Below are 20,092 nucleotides of genomic sequence, written 5' to 3' on the forward strand. Positions count from 1 at the left end.
TACTATTCCCCGACAAACCGGGCGGCGCGGGCGATCTTTTCCTCGTTGAGCCGACAGACGGTATCAAGCACCAGTCGCCTGGTTTCGGGGTGGACCTCGCGGCTGTTCTTCAGCGCGCGATGCACGGTGGCGGCGCCAAGTTCCGCCTTCTCGGCAATCTCCCGGATGGTGCAAAGCCGTTCCATGCCAAGCGCAGCTTCGAAAGCCATGTCGCTCCTCCTCGGTTGCATCAAGGCACGGCTTCCGGCCGGCCTCAAGCTTGAAAGTCGGGGTTTGAAATCCAGAGCCCGGGATTCTGCGACCCGCGCCGCACAGGGAGCAAGGCGGCGCGGGTCGCCGGGCGCCTTCGCGTCGCTAACCCCATCGAGGCGCGCGCCCATTGTGTTCCCCCGGCTCCCAAATGCGGGCCGGTCAGTTTGCCTGCCGCGTCGCCACTTCGAAGCCGGCTTCGCGGGCGGTGGCGAGCAGCGAGAAATAGCCTTTGCTGGCATAGGTCAGTGGATGCGCCTTGGCCGGATCCTGCTCGGCTTCGACAACGATCCAACCTTCATAGCCGCGCGCGGCGAGGGGTTTCAGCAATGACAGGAAATCGACCGAGCCGTCGCCGGGCACGGTAAAAATGCCGTCCATTACCGCCGCCATGAAGCTCATGTCCTCGCGGCGTGCCCGTTCCAGCACCGCCTTGCGAACGTCCTTGCAATGGAAATGCACGATACGGTCGAGATGCCGTTGCAGCAGCGATTGCGGGTCGCCGCCCGAAAACAGGCAGTGGCCGGTATCGAACAAAAGGCCGACGCTTCGGCCCGTCGCCGCCATCAGCCTGTCGACTTCATCGTCCGTCTCGACGATGGTGCCCATGTGGTGGTGGAAGGCCATGCCGACCCCGAATGCAGCCATGCAGTCGGCGAGGGCGGTCAGTTTCTCGCCGTAGGACGGCCAGTCCCTGTCGGCGAGGCGCGGACGCTCGGAGATCGGCGCAAAAATGCCGTCATGGCGACCGCGCGAGGTGTCGGCATAAACGACGATCCTAGCGCCAAGGTCGCGCAGCAGCTGCAGATGCGGGGTGATCGCCGCGAATTCCTCGTCGACAGTACGGTCGAGAATGCGGCCATCATACCAGCCGGAGACGAGTTCCAGGCCATAGGATGACAGGAGCGGCCCAAGCACTTCGGCCTGGCGCGGAAATTTGCCGCCGAGCTCGGTGCCGCGGTAGCCGGCCTGTGCGGTTTCCGACAGGCAGGTCTCCAGGGACGTATCGCCGCCAAGTGCGGGAACATCGTCATTGCTCCAGGTGATGGGATTGATGCCGATCTTGACCGTCATGGCGCCAGACTTTTGCAGGCTTGGGAATACAAGCCGAGCCTGCAGACTGGCGGCAAAGAGGACCCGTCACTAGGTCCAGTTCAGCCGAATTTGGCAGAACCAATCAATGGTGACCAATTCTAGTCTTCCTTTGGGCGGCCAAAAAGGACGCGCAGTTCGTCCTTTGCGTCCTCCAGCACTTTCTTTCGCGCCGCCGGCAGGTTCTTGCCGGCGCGGTTGATGTAGAAATTCAGCATCGACATGGCGGATTGAAACGGCCCTGCCTTGCGTCGATCGCTGTGCTCGGCCGATCGCTTCAACGAGGCGGCGATTTTCCTTGGATCGTGGGATTCGAAGATGTGTTCCTCGAGGTCCAGCGCGTCGCTATGCTCGGTGACGTCGGCGGACCATTTCCGTTGCGCGGTCATGGCAAACTCCTTCCACTAGGTCGTTGCCGGGAAAACGCCTTATGGCGCACCGCTGTTCCACTTCGGCCCGAATCCCTGGAGCCACGGATTTGCCTGTCGTGGCGCTGCTCGGCTATGCGAATGCGCCGATAGTGGTCAGAACCGCCGATTCAAGAACTGCGGACAGGAAACGCTCTTGACCCCAATCGTCTCAAGCCAGGCAGGAAGTTCCGGCATCGACAGTGCCTATGCGTGGATACGGCTGGGCATCTCGATGCTGCTGGCAACGATCGGCGGGGTCGGCATGTGGGCGGTGGTCGTGGTGCTGCCTGCCGTGCAGGCAGAATTCGGCGTCGATCGCGCCGCTGCCTCGATGCCCTACACCGCGACCATGGTCGGCTTTGCCGCCGGCAATGTGCTGTTCGGCCGCGCCATCGACCGCATTGTGTACTGGGTTCCGGCGCTGATTGCCGCGATTACACTTGGCGCCGGTTTCCTGCTGGCGTCGCTGACCAGTTCGATCCTGCAGTTCACCCTCGTCCAGGGCCTGTTGATCGGAGTCGGCTCGTCGGCGATCTTCGGCCCTTTGATCGCCGATATCTCGCACTGGTTCAACCGGCGCCGCGGCGTCGCGGTGACGGCTGCCGCATCCGGCAACTATCTCGCCGGAGCGATCTGGCCGACGGCGATGCCCTATGTCATGCAGACCGAAGGCTGGCGCTTCACCTATGCCGCGATCGGCGTCGTCTGCCTGGTCACCATGGTGCCCTTGATCTTGCTGCTCCGGCGCGGCGCACCGCCCCAGGCGGCTCCGGGATCGCCGGGCAGCCGCGTGGTCCAGCCGATCTCACTGTCGCCGGCGGCCTTGCAGGCGCTGCTCATCGTCGCCGGGCTCGGCTGCTGCGTGGCGATGTCGATGCCGCAAGTCCATATCGTCGCCTACTGCATGGATCTCGGCTACGGCGTGGCACATGGCGCCGATATGCTGTCGATCATGCTGGCGGCGGGCGTCGTCAGCCGGCTCGGCTCGGGCTTCCTTGCCGATCGCATCGGGGGCGTGAAAACCCTGCTGATCGGCTCGGTGCTGCAATGCCTGTCGCTGTTGTTCTATATCCCGTTCGACGGGCTTGCCTCGCTCTATGTCGTCTCGCTGGTCTTCGGCCTGTCGCAAGGCGGCATCGTCCCCTGTTATGCGATCATCGTGCGCGAATATATGCCAGCCAAGGAGGCTGGCCTGCGCGTCGGCATCGTCATGATGGCGACCATCTTCGGCATGGCGATCGGTGGCTGGATGTCGGGCTGGATCTACGATTTGACCGGTTCCTATGCCGCCGCGTTCCTCAACGGCATTGCCTGGAACCTGCTGAACATTTCGGCCATGGTGCTGCTGCTGTGGAAGGCCCGGCGCAGCGCTGCCGTGACGGCCTGAGGCACGGCGGTACGGGTACAGTCTCTCCGGCCGTCGCTTGACAATAGCCGAAGGCTGCGCGACGCCAGACAAGGGGTGGCAACGGGCCAGGTTGGCATGGCAGCAGTAGCAAAAACGCTGAACATCGTTTCACGGTCGCGTCTGGGCGGTTGCCCGGTGTCGGGACCAGTACGGTGATCAAGCCGCGCTCTCGCCGCGGCGGCGGCCGCCCGACCATCGCCGATGTCGCGCGCAAGGCCGGGGTCGGCGCCATTACCGTCTCGCGCGCCTTGCGCGAGCCGGGGCGTGTCTCGGAAGATCTGCGCCGCCAGATCGAGTCCGCGGTGAATGAGCTCGGCTATGTGCCCGACCCGAATGCGCGGGCGCTGGCTTCGGCGCGCGCCGAGGTCTTTGGCGTGCTGGTGCCGTCGCTTACCAACAACGTCTTTGCCGAAGTGGTGCGCGGCATCTATGACAGCCTGTCGGACGGCCCTTTCCGCATCCAGCTCGGCAACACCCACTATTCCGGCCTCGAGGAAGAGCGGCTGCTGCAGGTGTTTGGTCCGCAACGCCCGGCGGCGCTGATCGTGGCCGGCATCGACCAGACGCCGGCGTCGCGAAAACTGCTGGAAACGGCAGGCTGTCCGGTGGTGCAGGTGATGGAGACCGGGCCCGATCCGGTCGACATGATGGTCGGCTTCTCACATTTCGAGGGCGGCAAGGCGGCTGCGGAACATCTGATCGAGGCAGGCTATCGCCGGATCGGCTTCATCGGTGCGCGCATGGATCCGCGTTCGCAGCGGCGCCTGGCCGGCTATCGCGCGGCGATGGAGGCGGCCGGCCTGTTCGACGCGCGGCTCACCACCACGACGCCGGTGCCCTCCAGCGTCACCCTCGGCCGCGAATTGTTCCGCGACGCGCTGGCCAAGGTGCCGAGCCTCGACGGGGTGTTCTGCAACAATGACGATATCGCGCTTGGCGTGCTGTTCGAATGCCATCGCGCTTCGATCGCCGTGCCGAAGACGATCGGCATCGTCGGCTTCAACGATCTCGACATGATGGAAGTGGCTTTCCCGTCGGTCACCAGCGTTCGGACCTACCGTTACGAGATCGGCCGGCGAGCTGTCGCCATGGCGCTTGCGGCGATCGAAGGTAACAGGCCGGAGTCGCGCGTCGTCGATCTCGGCTTCGAACTCAAGCGACGTGAGAGCACGGCGCGCTGAAGCGTGCTTCAACGCAATGGTGCTTTACACAACGTCATGGTAGCGCTACCACTTACCGCCGCGCGGTACTTCGCCCCGAAGATGGCAGGCTGTTTATTATACATAAGCGACAGCTCACGCTTGTTTATTATGTATAATATGATAGTTTTTGCGGGACTAGCCGGGCAACAAAGGAGGGGATCGGGTCGGCATTCGGCCACCTGAACGCGCAACGGGTACGGCGGGAGGTGCCGGGCCGGTAATGCGCAAATTCATCGGCGTAAGAACAAACAAAACTGCAACTGGGAGGAATATCGATGATCAAGTCACTCGTTGGCGGTATCGTTGCCGCCACTGCTTTTGTCATGCTGAGCTCGTCGGCGATCGCCGATCCTGAAATCGTCAAGGGGCCGTCGGCCGAGCCTGACTGCTTCGCGCCCTGGTCGGCCGATACGCAGTTCTTCAAGTTCCCGAAGAAAGACGGCCCGTACCGCATCGCTCTGGCCAACGGCTACATCGCCAACACGTGGCGCATCCAGATGGTGCAGACGGCGAAGGCCTATGCAGCGCAGCCGGATGTCGCGGCCAAGCTCAAGGAATTCAAGGTGGTCTCGACCGGCGAAGACGTGCCGGCCCAGATTTCGGCAATCAACAATTTCATCGATTCCGGCTATGACGCGATCGTCGTCAACGCCCAGAACCCGACCGCATTCGGCCCTGTCATCAAGCGGGCCAAGGAAGCCGGCGTGGTGCTGGTCGCTTTCGACAACATCCTCGACACCAAGGATGCCATCAACGTCAATGTCGACCAGAAAGGCCTTGGCGAATTGTGGGGCAACTGGCTGGTCAAGCACGTGCCGAACGGCGGCAAGGTGCTGGAAGTGCGCGGCGTAGCCGGCACGTCGGTCGACACCGATCGCCATAACGGCATCCACGAGGTTCTCGACGCTTCCGGCAAGAAATGGGATGTCACCGAGGTCGTCGGCAAGTGGGATGACGGCGTTGCGCAAAAGGCTACGGCCGATGCCATTGCCACCAACGGCCCCTTCGACGGCATTACCGGACAGGGCGGCGATACCGGCATCGTGCAGGCGATGATCGATGCCAAGCATCCGTTCGTGCCGTTCGGCGGCGAGACGGAGAATGGCTTCCGCAAATTCTGCGCCAAGTTCGCCGCTGACGGGCTGAAATGCTCGTCGGCCGGCACCGGCCCGGCTCAGGTGGCGGTTGCCATCAAGACGGCGATTGCAGCACTTGAAGGCCAGGTCGTGCCGCAAGCGGTCAAGCTGCCGCTGGCGATCGTCGAGGATCCGAACTTCAAGGCAGGCCAGGATTTCTTCCCCGACCAATCCGACAATTTCTTCGTCGGCAATTCCTTCCCGACCTGCGGGATCAATTTCACGGCGCAGGAAATCATGGGCCAGAGCAAGGAAAACCAGTAAACTCCGACAGCCCGACGCCGCGGGAAATTCCGCGGCGTCGGCGCTCGACATCCTGATTGCCAAGCGCCTGGGGAGGGCCGATGGACGGTGCGGTTCCGCTCTTCCGCATGGAAGGCATATCCAAGCGCTATGGCGGCGTGCGGGCGCTGGAGAAGGCCGAGCTGTCGGTCACTCCAGGCAGCATCCACGCCATTCTCGGCGAGAACGGCGCCGGCAAATCGACGCTGATCAAGGTCATGGCGGGGGTCGTCGCGTCCGACGAGGGCCGCATGATGCTGGACGGAAACGAAGTGAGCTTCGCTTCGCCGGCCGCTGCCAACCAGGCCGGCATCGTCTGCATCTTCCAGGAGCTGTCGCTGGTCCCGGAACTCAGCGTTGCCGACAACATCGTCATTTCCGATCCGCCGAAACGCTTCGGCATGATCGACCGCAAGGCGCAGCGCCGTATCGCCGAAGAAGCCCTTGCTCGCGCCGGCGCCTCCGATATCCATCCGCTGGCGCTGGTCAAGGATCTTCCTCTTTCGAGAAGGCAGATGGTCGAGATCGCCAAGGCACTGGCGCGCAAGCCACGCATCCTAATCCTCGACGAGGCGACCTCGGCGCTGACCGCGGCTGACGTCGCCAGGGTTTTCGCCGTGTTGAAGCGGCTGCGTTCGGAAGGGCTGGCGCTGCTCTACATCTCGCATCGCATGAACGAGATCGCCGAGCTGGCCGACCAGTGCACGGTATTCCGCAATGGCCGCAATGTCGCCAGCTATGCGGCCGGCACCAAGAGCGACAACGAGGTCGTCGAACTGATGATCGGGCGCGAGTACAGCCACATCTTTCCGCCCAAGCCCGCGCGGGCGGCTGCCGCAGCCACGCCGGTTCTCGAGGCGCGCAGCCTGTCCTGGACGGATCGGCTGCACGATGTCTCGCTGTCGGTCGGGGCGGGCGAGGTGGTCGGCCTCGGCGGCCTCGATGGCCAGGGCCAGCGCGAATTGCTGCTCGCCTTCTTCGGTGTGCTGCGCGGCCTGTCGGGCCAGATCCTGATCGACGGCAGACCGGTGGCGATCGCCAGCCCGGCCGCGGCGCGTGACGACCGGATCGGCATGGCGTTGATCCCGGAGGATCGTAAGACGGAAGGGTTGATGCTGCCGATGACGGTGCGCGAAAACCTCTCCTTCGCCGCCCTCGACCGGCTGTCCAGGGCCGGCATCATCGATCGCGCCGCCGAGCAGCGGCTGATCGACGACATGGTCGGTCTCCTTGCCATCAAGACCGCCGGGCTCGACATTCCGGTCGGCGCGCTGTCCGGCGGCAACCAGCAGAAAGTCGTCATCGCCAAATGGCTGATGCGGCAGCCGCGCATAATCCTGCTCAACGATCCGACGCGCGGCATCGATGTCGGCACCAAGCAGGAGCTGTACCAGTTGATGCGCAAGCTTGCCGACCAGGGTGCGGCGATCCTGTTCTATTCGACCGACTATGACGAGCTGATCGGCTGCTGCGACCGCGTGCTGGTGCTCTATGACGGTGCGGTGAAGCGTGAACTGGTCGGCCCCGAAATCACCGAGCGGGCGCTGATCGCCAGCGCGCTAAACATTCACGAAGAGATGCCAAGGCAAGGAGCGGACGCGTGAAGGATTGGCGCTACTGGCTTGCCGAACAGCGCGGAACGCTGCTGGCGTTCGGCATCTTCGTCGTCATGTTTGTCATCTACACCTCGAATCATCCGGCTGGTTTCACCGCCAACGTCGTACAGACCGCCTCGAACAAGGGCGTGTTGCTCGCCTTCGTCGCCATGGCGCAGACGCTGGTTGTGATCACCGCCGGCATCGATCTTTCGGTCGGCATGATCTTCACGCTGACCAACTGCCTGGCGTCGTGGCTGGTCGTCGGCACCGGCATCGAGACCGCCTTCGGCGTCATCGCCGTGCTCGGCACCGGGCTGCTGTGCGGGGCAATCAACGGCGCCATCGTCATCTATGGACGCCTGCAGCCAATCGTCGCCACCATCGCCACCGGCGCGGTCTATTTCGGTATCGCGCTGCTGCTGCGGCCGTTTCCGGGCGGCTCGGTCAATGAGGGGCTCGCCGATGCGCTGACCGGGCGCCTGTTTGGTATTGTGCCGGCGAGCCTGGTGACGCTGCTGGCGGTCGTGCTCGTGGTCTGGGTGCCGTTCAGCCGGTCGGTGCTCGGCCGCGCCGCTTATGCAGCCGGCTCCTCGGAGATGGCGGCCTACATGTCCGGCGTGCCGATCCGGCGCGGAAAGTTCGCCGCCTATGCGCTTGCCGGGCTGCTTGCCGCGATCGGCGGACTGTTCCTGACGTTCTTCACCTATACCGGCGATGCGGCCTATGCCAGCGGCAACGCCTATACGCTGTTTTCGATCGCCGCGGTCGTGCTCGGCGGCGTGTCGCTGTTCGGCGGCAAGGGCAGCGCCATCGGCGCGATCTTCGGCGCGCTTGCTTTCCGCACCATCGGCGACCTGCTGTTCGTCTTCGATTTCGATCCGCTCTGGCAGCCCCTGTTCCAGGGCGTCATCCTGCTGATCGCGGTCAGCCTCGGCGCCTTCGCCCTGTTTCGGGTCCGCAACCGGCTGGAGTGGTTCCTGTGAGCGAAACGACTGTGAGCGGCCTCGCCGGCCGCATGCCGAAATTCCTCCGCCGCGCCGATCCGGCGGTGTTGACGGCGTTCGCCTGTATCGTGCTGCTGCTGTTCCTCGGCAGCCTCTATTCGCGCAGCTTCCTGTCGCCTGAATACCTGCTGCAGCAGCTCAAGGTGGCGTCGTTTCTCGGCGTCATCGCCACCGGCATGATGCTGGTCATCCTGCTCGGCCAGATCGACCTGTCGGTGCCCTGGTCGGTGGCGGCCGGCGCGATGATGGCCTGCGCCGCGGCCGCTTATGGGCCGGTCGGCGTGGCGCTTGCCATTCCATTCGGCATCTTCTGCGGTGTTCTGATCGGCATCGTCAACGGCATCGGCGTCGCCTATCTGCGCATTCCCTCGATGATCATCACGCTTGCCACCAACGCCGTCGCGCAGGGGCTGATGGTGGTCTACACGGGCGGTTTCTCGCCGCAGGATTCGGCGACCGGTGCGATGCGTTATCTGGCGACGGGCTTTGCCGTTCCTGGCGTGCCGAACGCAGTTCTCATCTGGGCGCTGATCGGTGCCGCAATGGTGTTCGTGCTGACCCGAACCGGCTTCGGCCGCACCGTCTACGGCATCGGCAATCGCGAGCGTGCCGCCTATCTTTCCGGCATCGATACACGGCGCGTCGTGATGATCGCCTTTGCGGTTTCGGGCGGGCTTTCGGCCTTCGGCGGCGTGCTGTTGGCCGGCTATGCCTCCAAGGCGGCACAGTCGATGGGCGATGCCTATCTGCTGCCGTCGATCGCCGCCGTGGTGCTCGGCGGCACCTCGATCCTCGGCGGGCGCGGCTCCTATCTCGGCACCGTCGCCGGGGTAATCCTGATCACGCTTTTGCAATCCATTCTCTCGGTTATGCAGATGCCGGAGGCGGGACGGCAGATCATCTACGGCGTCGTCATCGTCGCCATGCTGCTGCTCTATGGCCGCGCGCCGGCAAGCCGCTGACCTGCATGACCGGGAAAGACGTGGCATATAAGCCGGCGAGCACTGTTCGAACGATACCCACCATCGTGGTGATGGGCGTTGCCGGCTGCGGCAAGTCGGTCGTCGGCGAAGCGCTTGCAGCGGCATTGGGCGCCCTCTTTATCGAAGGCGACAGGCTGCATCCGCCCGAAAACGTCGCGCGCATGGCGAGCGGACAGCCGCTTACCGACGCGCTGCGCGAAGGCTGGCTCGACGCGATCGGCCAGCGCATGGCCGCGTCGGTCGCAAGCAGACAAGGTGTAGTCGCCGCCTGCTCGGCGCTGAAGCGCAGCTATCGCGATCGCCTGCGCGGCTTTTGCCCGGATATCGTTTTCGTCTATTTGGAGATCGACCCGGCAACGGCGATGCGGCGCGTCGGCAATCGCAAGGGTCATTTCATGCCGGCAAGCCTGGTCGAGAGCCAGTTCGCCACGCTTGAGGCGCCAGCGGCGGACGAGGCGGCAATGACCTTGGATGGCACGCGTCGGGTCGCCGACACCGTCGCGACCGCCTTGAGCTCGCTCGCGCGCTAGAGTGGTTCATCGTTTCACGGAAACGCCGAACCGCTCTATCTCTTTGTTTTTGCGCAATTCCGGACGGAAAACCGTTTCACACTTTTCCTGGAATTGCTCTAGATTTGCGACGTCAGCTCGACCGGGAAATCGTCATTGTCGGCGTCGCGCATGGCCGCGAGGCTGCGGTTGTCGAGCACCTCGGCGATTGCCTGACGGACCTCCAGCATCATGTGCCGGACCTGGCAGGTCGCCTCGTCGCAATCCTCACATTGCTGGTATTGCGTGCGGCTGGCGCAGGGAATCGGCGCCAGCGGCCCGTCGAGGACGCGCACGACATGGCCGATCTTGATCTCGGAGGCCGGCCGGGCAAGGCGGTAACCGCCTTCCTTGCCCTTGCGGCTCTGGACGAAGCCGGCGTTGCGCAACTCGCCCAGGATGGCATCCAGGAATTTCTTGGGGATATTGTTGGCGACCGCAATGTCGTTGACGAATGCGAGCTGGCCGACTGGCAGGCCTGACAGATGCACGAGGGCCTTGAGGCCGTATTTGCCTTTTTTGGTAAGCATGCCCGAACCAACCCATAAAGCCCCAACCACCCGCATCTGGCGGCTGTTTGTGTGCAAATAATGACGGTTTGGCCGTGCGAAGCCGTTCGCGCAGACAGGCCGTCCGACGACATATTGCGCGCAAACGCGTTGATTCTTCGTAACGTTTTGGCGGGCGGGCGGTCCGGAATGTGCGGAAACGGCAATTTCGGCGGGCAAATGAAGAAAAGCCGGCAAACGCCGGCTTTCAATCAGTTCGCGAGGTTGGCGACGTCAGCGGCTGCCGTAAGTCTGGTCGAGCATGCCGCCAGCGGCGAAATGCTCGGCCTGGACCTTGGCCCAGCCGCCGAAGACGTCCTCCACCGTCAGCAGGCGGACATCGGGAAACTCAGCCTTGTATTTGGCGGCGACCGCCGCGTCGCGGGCCCGCAGGCCGTTGCGGGCGGCGATGTCCTGGCCCTCCGGCGTATAGAGGAAGTCGAGATAGGTCTTGGCGAGATCGCGTGTGCCGTGCTCGTCGGCGACCGTGTCGACGATCGCCACCGGAAATTCCGCCAACAGGCTGACCGAAGGCGTCACCTGCTCGAATTTGTCGTCGCCATATTCCTTGCGGACGCCGCGCGTTTCCGACTCGAAGGTGATCAGCACGTCGCCGATCTCGCGCTGCACGAAAGTGGTGGTCGCAGCGCGTCCGCCGCTGTCGAAGACCGGCACGTTGTTAAACAGCTTTGTCACAAACTCCTTCACCTTGGCATCGTCGCCCTTGAAGGCTTCCTTGGCGTAGGCGGTGGCCGCGAGGTAGGTGTAGCGCGCATTGCCCGATGTTTTCGGATTGGGGAAGATCACCTGGACGTCGTCGCGCACGAGATCGTTCCAATCCTTGATGTGCTTCGGATTGCCGGCGCGCACCAGGAAGGACGGCAGCGAATAGAAGGGCGAGGCGTTGTCCGGAAAGTCCTTCTGCCAGTTGGCGGAGATGAGGCCCTTCTTGACCAGGAAGTCGATGTCGATGACCTGGTTGAAGGTGACCACGTCGGCGCCGAGGCCTTCGGCAATGGCGCGTGCCTGCGCAGACGTCCCGGCATGCGACTGATCGATGGTGACGCCTGGGTGCGCGGCGACGAACGCCTTGTTGACCTGTGCAAACAGTTCGCGGCCGACATCGTAAGAAGCGTTCAGCAATTTGTCGGCCGACCAGGCTTGGGAGGATGCGAGGAACAGGCCGGCCAACGTGGCGACGCCAAGCAAAAATCGCTTCATAAAAACAGGGCTCCTTGAAACACCGTACATCGAATGGAATGCCGAAGAATAGTCGGGCAGTGCTCGACGCGACGAGGCATGCCGGTCGGATCTATGGCCTGGCTGCGAGAAAAGTATTGCTGAAATGGCCCATTACTGGAATTTTCTTCCAAGCGGCCGCATTTCGACGCGTTCTGCCGCCCCCGGTCGTTTCCATACGTCTCTGGTCAGGCTGCGAAATAGATACACATTGTGTATGCGAATGTGCTACAGGTCGGAGAGAGGAGCCCTCATGACGAAGACTACACCAGAGACCCATGCCAAGCCTGTCAATCTCCGCATCCGAGAGGATGTGCGTGTTCTGATTGATCGCGCCGCGAAAATGCGCGGGAAAACCCGTTCCGAGTTTATGATCGATGCCGCCTACCGCGCGGCCGAAGACACGTTGCTCGACCAAGCGCTGATCAAGGTCGATCCCGAGAGTTACCAGCATTACCTCGGCATTCTTGATGCGCCACCGAGTGGTGAAGGTTTTGCACGCCTGATGAATGCGCCCAAGCCCTGGCAGGACTGATGCTGTCGGCGCCCACGCCCCTTGCCGGCAGCCGCGATCTCGAACTTTTCCAATGCGGGACCGAGAACCTGGATCAATGGCTTCGTCGCAGGGCGCGGATCAACCAGATCAGCGGCGCCTCGCGTACGTATGTCGTGACGGAAGGCGTGCGCGTTGTCGGCTACTACTGTCTCTCCTCGGGTGGGCTTGATCTTGCGGAAGCTCCAGGCGGCATTCGCCGCAACATGCCGGATCCTGTTCCGATGGTCGTACTCGGGCGTCTCGCCGTGGACGCAAGCTGGCAAGGGAAGGGACTAGGCGCAGCGCTGTTGCAAGATGCCGTTCTGCGCACCGGTCATGCCGCGACGATCCTCGGGATTCGCGGCATTTTTGTTCATGCCATATCGGCTGAAGCGAAAGCTTTCTATGAGCACTACGGCTTTTCGGCTTGCCCGAAGAATCCGATGACCCTTGTGCTTTCGCTAAAGGCGCGTTGAAGGCAATGTCGCTCTGCATGAAAGCGCGACCGCATTTCGGATCCACAATTGCCTTGTAGCTAAGCAGCCGGAAAAAGCTTCCAGCGCCGCGGCCTAAAAGCCACGCGACTTTTCTGCGCCGCCGGATGATCGACGGGCAATTCGATCTCGACCCGCTGCCGTTCGCCGCCGATTTCGAGCTCGACCCGCCTGGTGCCGGCGACGCGGCGGCTGGCGGCGACCGTGCCGGCGATGCAGCCGTTGCATTCTTCCACCAGATCGACGTCGTGCGGGCGAAAGAACAGCGTCGCTTCGCCTTGCGGTGCGTGCGGCGCGGAAAGCCCGATCGGCCGGTCGGCGATCCAGACCTGGCCGTCCTCGACCTTGACGGGAAGCGAGCTCGATTCGCCGATGAAGCCGTAGACGAAGGGCGAGTTCGGCGTGTCGTAGATCTCATCGGCGGTGCCGACCTGCTCGATGCGGCCCTGGCTCATCACCACGACGCGGTCGGCAAGCTCCAGCGCTTCTTCCTGGTCATGGGTGACGAAGACCGTGGTGTGGCCGGTGGCGTCGTGGATGTCGCGCAGCCAGCGGCGCAGTTCGCGGCGCACCTGGGCATCGAGCGCGCCGAACGGCTCGTCGAGCAAAAGCACGGCTGGTTCGATCGCCATGGCGCGGGCCAGCGCCACGCGCTGGCGCTGGCCGCCCGAAAGCTGTGCCGGATAGCGTTTTTCCAGACCGGAAAGCTGAACGAGGTTGAGGAGTTCCGAGGCGCGGCGGCGGATTTCCTTCGCCGACGGGCGTGACGGCCCGTGCCGGACCTTGAGTCCGAAGCCGATATTGTCGGCGACCGTCATATGGCGAAACAGCGCGTAGTGCTGGAAGACGAAGCCGACATTGCGCTCCTGGATCGACTTTTGCGAGGCATCCTCTTCGCCGAAGAAGATCTTTCCGCGGGTCGGCCGCTCCAACCCGGCAATCAGCCTGAGCAGCGTCGTCTTGCCGGAACCGGAAGGCCCCAGCAACGCGATCAACTCACCGGACCTGATGTCGAGCGAAACGTCGTGGAGGGCCGGAAACCGCTCAAACTCCTTGCGCACGTTGGCAACGCGAACTTCCATGCAAATCCCTTTGTAGTTGATGCATGTCGTTACCCCAAAACCGGTTCCCAGTTTTGGGCGACATGCATTTTGTCAATGTCCGCGCGTCGCGGCGATCTCGGCGCCGTAGCGCATCTCGAGAAGTGTTTTCAAGACCAGCGTGACGAGCGCCAGGCCGGCAAGCAGCGAAGCGACGGCAAAGGCGGCGGCGGCATTGTACTCGTTATAAAGGATTTCGACATGCAGTGGCATGGTGTTGGTCAGTCCGCGTATGTGGCCCGACACAACCGAGACCGCGCCGAACTCGCCCATCGCGCGGGCATTGCACAGCAGCACGCCGTAGAGCAATCCCCATTTGACGTTGGGCAACGTCACGTACCAGAACGCCTGCCAGCCATTGGCCCCGAGCGACAGGGCTGCCTCCTCGTCGCCATTGCCTTGTTCCTGCATCAGCGGGATCAATTCGCGGGCGACGAAGGGGAAGGTGACGAAGATCGTGGCAAGCACGATGCCCGGCACGGCAAACAGGATGACGATGCCATGCGCCTTGAACCAGGCGCCGAGCAGGCCTTGCGCGCCGAACAAGAGCACGTAGACAAGCCCCGAAATGACCGGCGAGACGGAAAAGGGCAGGTCGATCAGTGTGGTCAGGAACGCCTTGCCCTTGAACTCGAACTTGGCGATCGCCCAGGCGGCGGAAATACCGAAGACGACGTTGAGCGGCACCGAGATCGCCGCGACCAGAAGCGTCAGGCGGATCGCCGAGCGCGTGTCCGGTTCGCCCAGCGCCTGTGTGTAGGCCTCGATGCCTTTGGCGAAAGCTTCCTTGAAGACGATGATCAGCGGCAGGAGCAGGAAAATGCCGAGGAAGGCAAAGGTCACGATCATCAGCACGGTTCTCGCCGTGCGGCTTTCGGTCACTGCCGGCGACTGGCTCTCGTGGTGCGGCGCGTAGGATTTGATCTCCGGGTCAGCCATAGCGCTTGCGGCTCCAGGTCTGCACCAGGTTGATGACCAGCAGCATGACGAAGGACAGCGCCAGCATGATCGCCGCGATCGCGGTCGCCGCGGCGTAGTTATATTCCTCCAGCCGGATGACGATCAGAAGCGGCGCGATCTCGGATTTGAAGGGCAGGTTGCCGGCGATGAAGATGACGGAACCGTACTCGCCGACGCCGCGTGCGAAGGCCAGCGCGAAACCGGTGACGATAGCAGGCGCCAGTCCGGGTAGCAGAACGCGGCTGATGATCTGGAAGCGATTGGCGCCGAGCGTGGCGGCCACTTCCTCTACCTCCTTGTCGATCTCCTCCATGATCGGCTGCACGGTGCGCACGACGAAAGGCAGGCCGATGAAGACCAGCGCGATGACGATGCCGAGCGGCGTATAGGCGACCTTGATGCCGAGCGGCGTCAGCAGGCTTCCGATCCAGCCGTTCGGTGCGTAAAGCGTGGTCAGCGCGATGCCGGCAACCGCCGTCGGCAGCGCGAAGGGCAGGTCGACCATGGCATCGACGATGCGGCGGCCGGGAAAGCTGTAGCGCACCAGCACCCAGGCCACGATCGTGCCGAAGACGACGTTGACGGCGGCGGCAATGAAGGCGGTGCCGAAGCTTATTTCAAGCGCGTTGATGGTGCGGCGATCGGTGACGATCGCCCAGAAGTCGGTCCAGCTGAGCGCCGCCGAGCGCCAGATCAGCCCGGACAGGGGAATGAGGATGATGAGGGTGAGGTAGGCAAGCGAGAAGCCGAGCGTCAATCCGAAACCCGGAATGACGCTCGGCTGCCTGAATCGCCACCCCGCCTTGGCGGGTGCTGTGGTCATGTCGTCCTGATCTAAATGCTACTGGGCCGGCTTGTAGATCTGGTCGAATATACCACCATCGCCGAAATGATAAGGCTGTGCCTTCTTCCAGCCGCCAAAAAGCGGATCGTCGATGGTGATCAGCTTGATCTCAGGCAGCTTGGCCAGGTCCTCCGCCGGCACCAGGTCGGGCTTCGAAGGGCGATAATGGTTCTTGGCGATGATCGTCTGGCCTTCCTTGGAATAGAGATAACTCAGATAGGCTTCGGCAACTTTCCGCGTGCCTTTGGCGTCGACATTGGCATCGACCACGGCGACCGGCGGCTCGGCCAGGATCGAGGTCGGCGGGTAGACGATATCGAAATTGTCGGCGCCGAACTCGTCGAGCGCCAGATAGGCCTCGTTTTCCCAGGCGAGCAGCACGTCGCCCAGCCCCTTTTGCGCGAAGGTCACGGTTGCGCCGCGCGCACCCGTGTCGAGAACCGGGACATGCGCGTAGAGATTGCCGACGAATTCCTTGGTCTTGGCCTCGTCGCCGCCATCCTTGGCGCTGGCGTATGCCCAGGCGGCGAGATAGTTCCAGCGCGCGCCACCGGAGGTCTTGGGATTCGGCGTGATCACCTGGACGTCGTCCTTGACCAGATCGCCCCAGTCATGGATGCCCTTGGGGTTTCCCTTGCGGACGAGGAAGATGATGGTCGAGGTGTAGGGCGCCGAATTGTTTTCGAATTTCGTCCGCCAGTCGGGATTGATCCTCTTCGCTTTCGAGACAATGGCGTTGATATCGCCTTCGAGCGCCAGCGTCACCACGTCGGCATCCAGCCCGTCGATCACGGCGCGCGCCTGCGCGCCGGATCCGCCATGCGACTGCTGGACGGTGACCGTCTCGCCTGTCTCGGCCTTCCAGTGGGCAATGAAGGCCTCGTCGAATTGCTTGTAGAGCTCTCGCGTCGGATCATAGGACACGTTGAGAATGGTGGTGTCGGCAAACGCGAAACCGAGCGTGCCGAACTGGACAGACGTGGCGACCAGTGCGCCGAGCAGTTTCCTGAAATGAGGTTTGGTCATTTCCGCCTCCGTTGAACTCGCGCCAAATCTACCGAATTGATAGAATTTAGATGCATTCAATGTTGCCTTTTTTGGCCTATTGAAGCAATTTTTCGCCTACTTTCGGCGATGCGAGAAACTATTTTCCCCGCATGGACCATGATCGCGCTCCCGACGCGATTATCTAGAGACGGCTAGCTCTTCGGCAATGGCTGCGTCGCGTCTGAAGGTTTCGGCCGGCTATTCGGCGGTAACGGGAAAGTTGAAGCGCTCTCTTGGAAACGGCTCGTTTTCCAGCGTGAAGTGCCACCATTCGCGGGCGTAATTCTTGAAGCCGCCGGCGCGCATCGCCTCGACAAGTTTTTTGCGGTTTGCCGCCGCTTCACTGACGAGCGGCCTATGAGCCGTTTCGCTCGCCGGATCGAAACAGTCGAAACCAGTGCCGAAGTCGAGCGTGTCGGCATTCGTCGCGCCGCAGGCCGGTTTCGGAGCGCTCTTGCGGTCGGCCTGCTTGTGGTCGATCCGGGCGATCGCGACATCAACCGTCGATCCGCGCGAATGGGTGGACAGTTCGCCGATATAACCCTTGGCGATGAGATCCTTGCGCTTGACCTTAGGGTACCATTGCGGGTCCGGTGGCCCGCCCGTTTTTGTCCATTCACCCATGTCGGAGACAGCCCGGGCAGGGCGGTAGCAGTCGAACACGACCAGCGTCAGCCCTTCGGCGGCAATCGCTTTCTGCACTGCCGAAAGCGCTTGCGCCGCTTGCCTGGTGAGGACGCATACCGGCGCATCGTAGCCGCTTACCTTGCGATGCAGGAAATTTTCGAGGCCGGCATAGCGGATATCCTGCCGGATCGTCGGGTCGATGTCCGCAAGGCGGACGAAACCGGCCGGGAGGTCAGCGGCGGAGGCGGAGAGGATGATTGCGAACAACGTGGCAAGGACCGCGGCAATCTTTTGCAGGGCGCGCTTCGGCACACCCCCCTCTGGCCTGCCGGCCATCTCCCCCGCAAGGGGGGAGATTGGCAGCTCCGCCGCCTCGCTTGCTCTCCAACTTTGGTGATTGGCGAAAACGATGGAGACATCCGATCTCCCCCCTTGCGGGAGAGATGGCCGGCAGGCCAGAGGGGGGTGCTTCGGAACAGGCATGGGTGAATATCCTGCTATCCGCCGACCTATAGAAAACCAATTCAGTTAATCGCTTGGCGCCGTCTATTCAACGAAAACCTTCACACTGGCCGCGCGTCCCGCCGCGTCGATCACGGTCAGCGTCGAATAGCCGGCGCCGTCCGGCTGCCAGGTCGCGGTGCGCCGCCTGTCAATGCCGACCAGCGGCTTGCCGTTGGCCAGCCAGCGGAATGGTGCGCGGCCGCCCTGCAGCTTGAGCACCAGCGGCGAGGCATCGGCCGAGGAAGTGCCGAGATCGACGCGGGCGCCGTCGGGCGGAAAGATGATGGTTGGCGCAGGTTCGGTCGGCGTCGCCTGCACCAGCCCATCGGTGCCGGCGCCGAAGCGCGTCAGCGTCACCGGTAGCTCCTCGCGCTTCGGACGCCGGACACCGGCCGGCTGGCTTGGCAGCGGCACTGCGGCCAAACCGGAACGGACAAAGCCTTCGAACAGGATGGGCGCGGCCGAGACGTAGCCGGACAGGCCAAGCACCGCGCCGGCATCCGGTCGGCCGACCCAGACGCCGAGCACGTAGCGGCCGTCGAAGCCGACCGACCAGGCGTCGCGATAGCCGTAGGAGGTGCCGGTCTTGTAGGCGATGCCGCGTTGGGCGGCACCCTGGGGCGGCTTGACGCCTGACAGGATGTCGGTGATCTGCCAATTCGCCTGCCCGTCGAGGATGGTGGTGGTCGAGCGTTCGGCGTTCGCCGGCTCGGTGCCGTCATGCAGGGTGTGTGCCTTGCCGCCATTGGCAAGGCCGGCATACAGTTGAACCAGGTCGCGCAGGGTCACCCCGACGCCGCCGAGGCCGATCGCCAGGCCGGGCGCTTCGTTGACGGGCAGGATAGGGGTCACATCGGCCTGGCGAAAGCGCGCCATCAGCCGGGCCGGGCCAACCGCGTCGAGCACGCGGATCGCCGGCACGTTGAGCGACAATTGCAGCGCCTGCCTGATGCTGACATCGCCCTGATAGCCCATGTCGAAGTTCTTCGGCCGATAGCCGGAGAAATCGGCGGGGCTGTCCTCGATCAGCGTCTCCTGCGCCACCAGGCCTTGTTCGAAGGCGAGGCCGTAGATGAACGGCTTCAGCGTCGAGCCAGGCGAACGAACGACTTTGGTCATGTCGATCCAGCCCGAACGGCTGGCATCGAAGAAATCGGCGGAGCCGACCTCGCCAAGGATATCGCCGGTGCGGGCATCGGCCAGCACCATGGCCACCGAGAGGCGAGGGCCGAGCCTGGCGGCGGCATCCTTGACCACCTGCTCCAGCCCTTCCTGGACACTCTTGCGGATCGTCAGTTGCAGCTTCTGGCCGAGGATGGCCTTGGACAGCATTGCATAGGCCGCATGGGCGGCGAGTGCCGGCAAGGTGCGCCGCAGCCCCGACACATCGTCGAGCGCCGCTCGCGCGGCCTCGCGTTCGCCGAGCAGGCCTGCCGAGACCATGCGGGTCAGCACGCGGTCGCGGGCCGCATGGGCGACGTCGAGGTTGCGGTCAGGGCGCCGCTTTTCCGGCAATTGCGGCAAAGCGACGAGCAGGGCCGCCTCCGAGACCGTCAGCCGTTTCGGCTCCTTGCCGAAATAGGCAAGCGAAGCGGCGCGCACACCTTCGAGATTGCCGCCATAGGGCGCCAGCGTCAGATAGCGTTCGAGGATCTCGCGCTTGGAAAGCCGCCGTTCGATCTGGACGGCGCGCAGCATCTGCTTGATCTTCGAGCCGAGGCTGCGGCTGTCGCGCGGTTCGATCAGCCGGGCGAGCTGCATCGATAGCGTCGAACCGCCGGAGACGATATGGCCGCTGGTCGCGAACTGGCCGGCGGCACGCGCCAGTGCCAGCACGTCGACGCCTTGATGATCCCAGAAGCGCTTGTCCTCATAAGTGACCAGCATGTCGACGAACTGCTTGTCGACCTGGTCCAGGCTGGTAGCGAGCCGCCAATAGCCATCCGGCGTGGCGAAGGCGCGCAGCAGCTGGCCGTCTCGGTCATGCACCTCGGTCGAGACCGTCAGCGCAGCTGGCAGCGGCGGCGGAAAAGCGCGGTCGAGCTGCCAGAGGGCGGCGGCGGTGATTGCAGCGAGACCGGCGAAGGAAATGCCCGTGATGGCCGCTCGGCGCAGGAATTTTCTGGAGAGCATGGCGCCGCCCCTCATCCGCCTGCCGGCATAACGGCCCTTCGGGCGTTCGTCGTTCGAAAAGCCAAGCAATTGGCTTTTCGTCCGCTACGCGGACCACGCCTCACCTCCCCGTTTAGTGACGGGGAGAAGGGGGCTGTCGCGACCCTTGG

20 protein-coding genes are annotated in these 20,092 nt (G+C 63.4%); 9 read left to right on the forward strand and 11 right to left on the reverse strand.

What is annotated here, in order from left to right:
• Positions 1-2: 2 nt before the first annotated feature.
• From RQ479_RS01580 to RQ479_RS01590, 3 genes are all read right to left on the reverse strand, one after another.
• Complete coding sequence (locus tag RQ479_RS01580; protein WP_352481565.1) at positions 3-209, reverse strand: LacI family DNA-binding transcriptional regulator; 207 nt, start codon at positions 207-209, stop codon at positions 3-5.
• A 202-nt stretch (positions 210-411) separates the two neighbouring features.
• Complete coding sequence (iolE, locus tag RQ479_RS01585; RefSeq protein WP_376703881.1) at positions 412-1,323, reverse strand: myo-inosose-2 dehydratase; 912 nt, start codon at positions 1,321-1,323, stop codon at positions 412-414.
• Positions 1,324-1,442: 119 nt separating this feature from the next.
• Entirely contained in the window at positions 1,443-1,730 is a 288-nt protein-coding gene (locus tag RQ479_RS01590; RefSeq protein ID WP_376703882.1) for a DUF3175 domain-containing protein, read from the reverse strand.
• A gap of 175 nt (positions 1,731-1,905) precedes the next feature.
• Here RQ479_RS01590 and RQ479_RS01595 point away from each other — a divergent pair, with 175 nt between their 5' ends.
• The 7 genes from RQ479_RS01595 (at position 1,906) to RQ479_RS01625 (ending at position 9,894) form a co-directional block, all read left to right on the forward strand.
• Entirely contained in the window at positions 1,906-3,138 is a 1,233-nt protein-coding gene (locus tag RQ479_RS01595) for an MFS transporter (protein WP_376703883.1), read from the forward strand.
• Positions 3,139-3,311: 173 nt separating this feature from the next.
• A complete protein-coding gene (locus tag RQ479_RS01600; protein ID WP_254819076.1) occupies positions 3,312-4,340 on the forward strand; it encodes a LacI family DNA-binding transcriptional regulator in 1,029 nt (342 codons plus the stop codon).
• 296 nt (positions 4,341-4,636) lie between these two features.
• Positions 4,637-5,761, forward strand: coding sequence for a sugar ABC transporter substrate-binding protein (locus RQ479_RS01605; RefSeq protein ID WP_292658934.1), 1,125 nt, complete (start codon positions 4,637-4,639; stop codon positions 5,759-5,761).
• A gap of 80 nt (positions 5,762-5,841) precedes the next feature.
• Positions 5,842-7,383, forward strand: coding sequence for a sugar ABC transporter ATP-binding protein (locus tag RQ479_RS01610; RefSeq protein WP_352516745.1), 1,542 nt, complete (start codon positions 5,842-5,844; stop codon positions 7,381-7,383).
• Positions 7,380-8,360 carry an ABC transporter permease gene (locus RQ479_RS01615; RefSeq protein ID WP_352516746.1) on the forward strand — a complete coding sequence of 327 codons (981 nt, stop codon included), beginning with the start codon at positions 7,380-7,382 and terminating at the stop codon, positions 8,358-8,360. Before RQ479_RS01610 ends, RQ479_RS01615 begins: the two co-directional genes overlap by 4 nt.
• Positions 8,357-9,343 carry an ABC transporter permease gene (locus RQ479_RS01620; RefSeq protein ID WP_292658927.1) on the forward strand — a complete coding sequence of 329 codons (987 nt, stop codon included), beginning with the start codon at positions 8,357-8,359 and terminating at the stop codon, positions 9,341-9,343. The genes RQ479_RS01615 and RQ479_RS01620 overlap by 4 nt, the downstream gene beginning before the upstream one ends.
• 71 nt (positions 9,344-9,414) lie before the next feature.
• The gene (locus RQ479_RS01625; RefSeq protein ID WP_376706075.1) at positions 9,415-9,894 is read left to right on the forward strand and encodes a gluconokinase; all 480 of its coding nucleotides are present in this window, start codon (positions 9,415-9,417) and stop codon (positions 9,892-9,894) included.
• Positions 9,895-9,992: 98 nt separating this feature from the next.
• Here the strand turns inward: RQ479_RS01625 and RQ479_RS01630 are convergent, their stop codons facing one another.
• Both RQ479_RS01630 and RQ479_RS01635 read right to left on the reverse strand, forming a co-directional pair.
• Positions 9,993-10,442 carry an RrF2 family transcriptional regulator gene (locus tag RQ479_RS01630; RefSeq protein WP_376703884.1) on the reverse strand — a complete coding sequence of 150 codons (450 nt, stop codon included), beginning with the start codon at positions 10,440-10,442 and terminating at the stop codon, positions 9,993-9,995.
• A 252-nt stretch (positions 10,443-10,694) separates the two neighbouring features.
• On the reverse strand, positions 10,695-11,681 hold the full coding sequence (locus RQ479_RS01635; RefSeq protein WP_376703885.1) for a sulfate ABC transporter substrate-binding protein: 987 nt from the start codon (positions 11,679-11,681) through the stop codon (positions 10,695-10,697).
• 271 nt (positions 11,682-11,952) lie between these two features.
• Between RQ479_RS01635 and RQ479_RS01640 the strand changes: the two genes are divergently transcribed.
• Together RQ479_RS01640 and RQ479_RS01645 are read left to right on the forward strand one after the other, a co-directional pair.
• Entirely contained in the window at positions 11,953-12,234 is a 282-nt protein-coding gene (locus RQ479_RS01640) for a DUF1778 domain-containing protein (RefSeq protein WP_352465242.1), read from the forward strand.
• Positions 12,234-12,710 (forward strand): GNAT family N-acetyltransferase, encoded by a 477-nt coding sequence (locus RQ479_RS01645; RefSeq protein WP_376703886.1) that lies wholly within the window; start codon positions 12,234-12,236, stop codon positions 12,708-12,710. Before RQ479_RS01640 ends, RQ479_RS01645 begins: the two co-directional genes overlap by 1 nt.
• A gap of 59 nt (positions 12,711-12,769) precedes the next feature.
• On the opposite strand, the gene RQ479_RS01650 is transcribed toward RQ479_RS01645, so the two are convergent.
• From RQ479_RS01650 to pbpC, 6 genes are all read right to left on the reverse strand, one after another.
• Entirely contained in the window at positions 12,770-13,810 is a 1,041-nt protein-coding gene (locus RQ479_RS01650) for a sulfate/molybdate ABC transporter ATP-binding protein (protein ID WP_352716926.1), read from the reverse strand.
• A 72-nt stretch (positions 13,811-13,882) separates the two neighbouring features.
• Positions 13,883-14,767 carry a sulfate ABC transporter permease subunit CysW gene (gene cysW / locus RQ479_RS01655; protein ID WP_376703887.1) on the reverse strand — a complete coding sequence of 295 codons (885 nt, stop codon included), beginning with the start codon at positions 14,765-14,767 and terminating at the stop codon, positions 13,883-13,885.
• Positions 14,760-15,611 carry a sulfate ABC transporter permease subunit CysT gene (gene cysT, locus RQ479_RS01660; protein WP_376703888.1) on the reverse strand — a complete coding sequence of 284 codons (852 nt, stop codon included), beginning with the start codon at positions 15,609-15,611 and terminating at the stop codon, positions 14,760-14,762. The genes cysW and cysT overlap by 8 nt, the downstream gene beginning before the upstream one ends.
• A gap of 18 nt (positions 15,612-15,629) precedes the next feature.
• Positions 15,630-16,658 (reverse strand): sulfate ABC transporter substrate-binding protein, encoded by a 1,029-nt coding sequence (locus RQ479_RS01665; RefSeq protein WP_352716922.1) that lies wholly within the window; start codon positions 16,656-16,658, stop codon positions 15,630-15,632.
• A gap of 219 nt (positions 16,659-16,877) precedes the next feature.
• Positions 16,878-17,618, reverse strand: a complete 741-nt coding sequence (locus RQ479_RS01670; protein ID WP_376703889.1) for a M15 family metallopeptidase — start codon at positions 17,616-17,618, stop codon at positions 16,878-16,880.
• A 234-nt stretch (positions 17,619-17,852) separates the two neighbouring features.
• The gene (pbpC, locus tag RQ479_RS01675) at positions 17,853-19,958 is read right to left on the reverse strand and encodes a penicillin-binding protein 1C (protein WP_376706076.1); all 2,106 of its coding nucleotides are present in this window, start codon (positions 19,956-19,958) and stop codon (positions 17,853-17,855) included.
• Positions 19,959-20,092 lie beyond the last annotated feature (134 nt).

It is taken from the genome of Mesorhizobium sp. ISC25 (genome assembly GCF_042295465.1).
Classification (GTDB): domain Bacteria; phylum Pseudomonadota; class Alphaproteobacteria; order Rhizobiales; family Rhizobiaceae; genus Mesorhizobium.

Coding starts and splice junctions, on each gene's coding strand:
- cysT (WP_376703888.1), bottom strand. CDS start 15,611: ATGACCACAGCACCCGCCAAGGCGGGGTGGCGATTCAGGCAGCCGAGC.
- RQ479_RS01645 (WP_376703886.1), top strand. CDS start 12,234: ATGCTGTCGGCGCCCACGCCCCTTGCCGGCAGCCGCGATCTCGAACTT.
- RQ479_RS01650 (WP_352716926.1), bottom strand. CDS start 13,810: ATGGAAGTTCGCGTTGCCAACGTGCGCAAGGAGTTTGAGCGGTTTCCG.
- iolE (WP_376703881.1), bottom strand. CDS start 1,323: ATGACGGTCAAGATCGGCATCAATCCCATCACCTGGAGCAATGACGAT.
- cysW (WP_376703887.1), bottom strand. CDS start 14,767: ATGGCTGACCCGGAGATCAAATCCTACGCGCCGCACCACGAGAGCCAG.
- RQ479_RS01580 (WP_352481565.1), bottom strand. CDS start 209: ATGGCTTTCGAAGCTGCGCTTGGCATGGAACGGCTTTGCACCATCCGG.
- RQ479_RS01640 (WP_352465242.1), top strand. CDS start 11,953: ATGACGAAGACTACACCAGAGACCCATGCCAAGCCTGTCAATCTCCGC.
- RQ479_RS01625 (WP_376706075.1), top strand. CDS start 9,415: ATGGGCGTTGCCGGCTGCGGCAAGTCGGTCGTCGGCGAAGCGCTTGCA.
- RQ479_RS01665 (WP_352716922.1), bottom strand. CDS start 16,658: ATGACCAAACCTCATTTCAGGAAACTGCTCGGCGCACTGGTCGCCACG.
- pbpC (WP_376706076.1), bottom strand. CDS start 19,958: ATGAGGGGCGGCGCCATGCTCTCCAGAAAATTCCTGCGCCGAGCGGCC.
- RQ479_RS01590 (WP_376703882.1), bottom strand. CDS start 1,730: ATGACCGCGCAACGGAAATGGTCCGCCGACGTCACCGAGCATAGCGAC.
- RQ479_RS01630 (WP_376703884.1), bottom strand. CDS start 10,442: ATGCTTACCAAAAAAGGCAAATACGGCCTCAAGGCCCTCGTGCATCTG.
- RQ479_RS01605 (WP_292658934.1), top strand. CDS start 4,637: ATGATCAAGTCACTCGTTGGCGGTATCGTTGCCGCCACTGCTTTTGTC.
- RQ479_RS01610 (WP_352516745.1), top strand. CDS start 5,842: ATGGACGGTGCGGTTCCGCTCTTCCGCATGGAAGGCATATCCAAGCGC.
- RQ479_RS01635 (WP_376703885.1), bottom strand. CDS start 11,681: ATGAAGCGATTTTTGCTTGGCGTCGCCACGTTGGCCGGCCTGTTCCTC.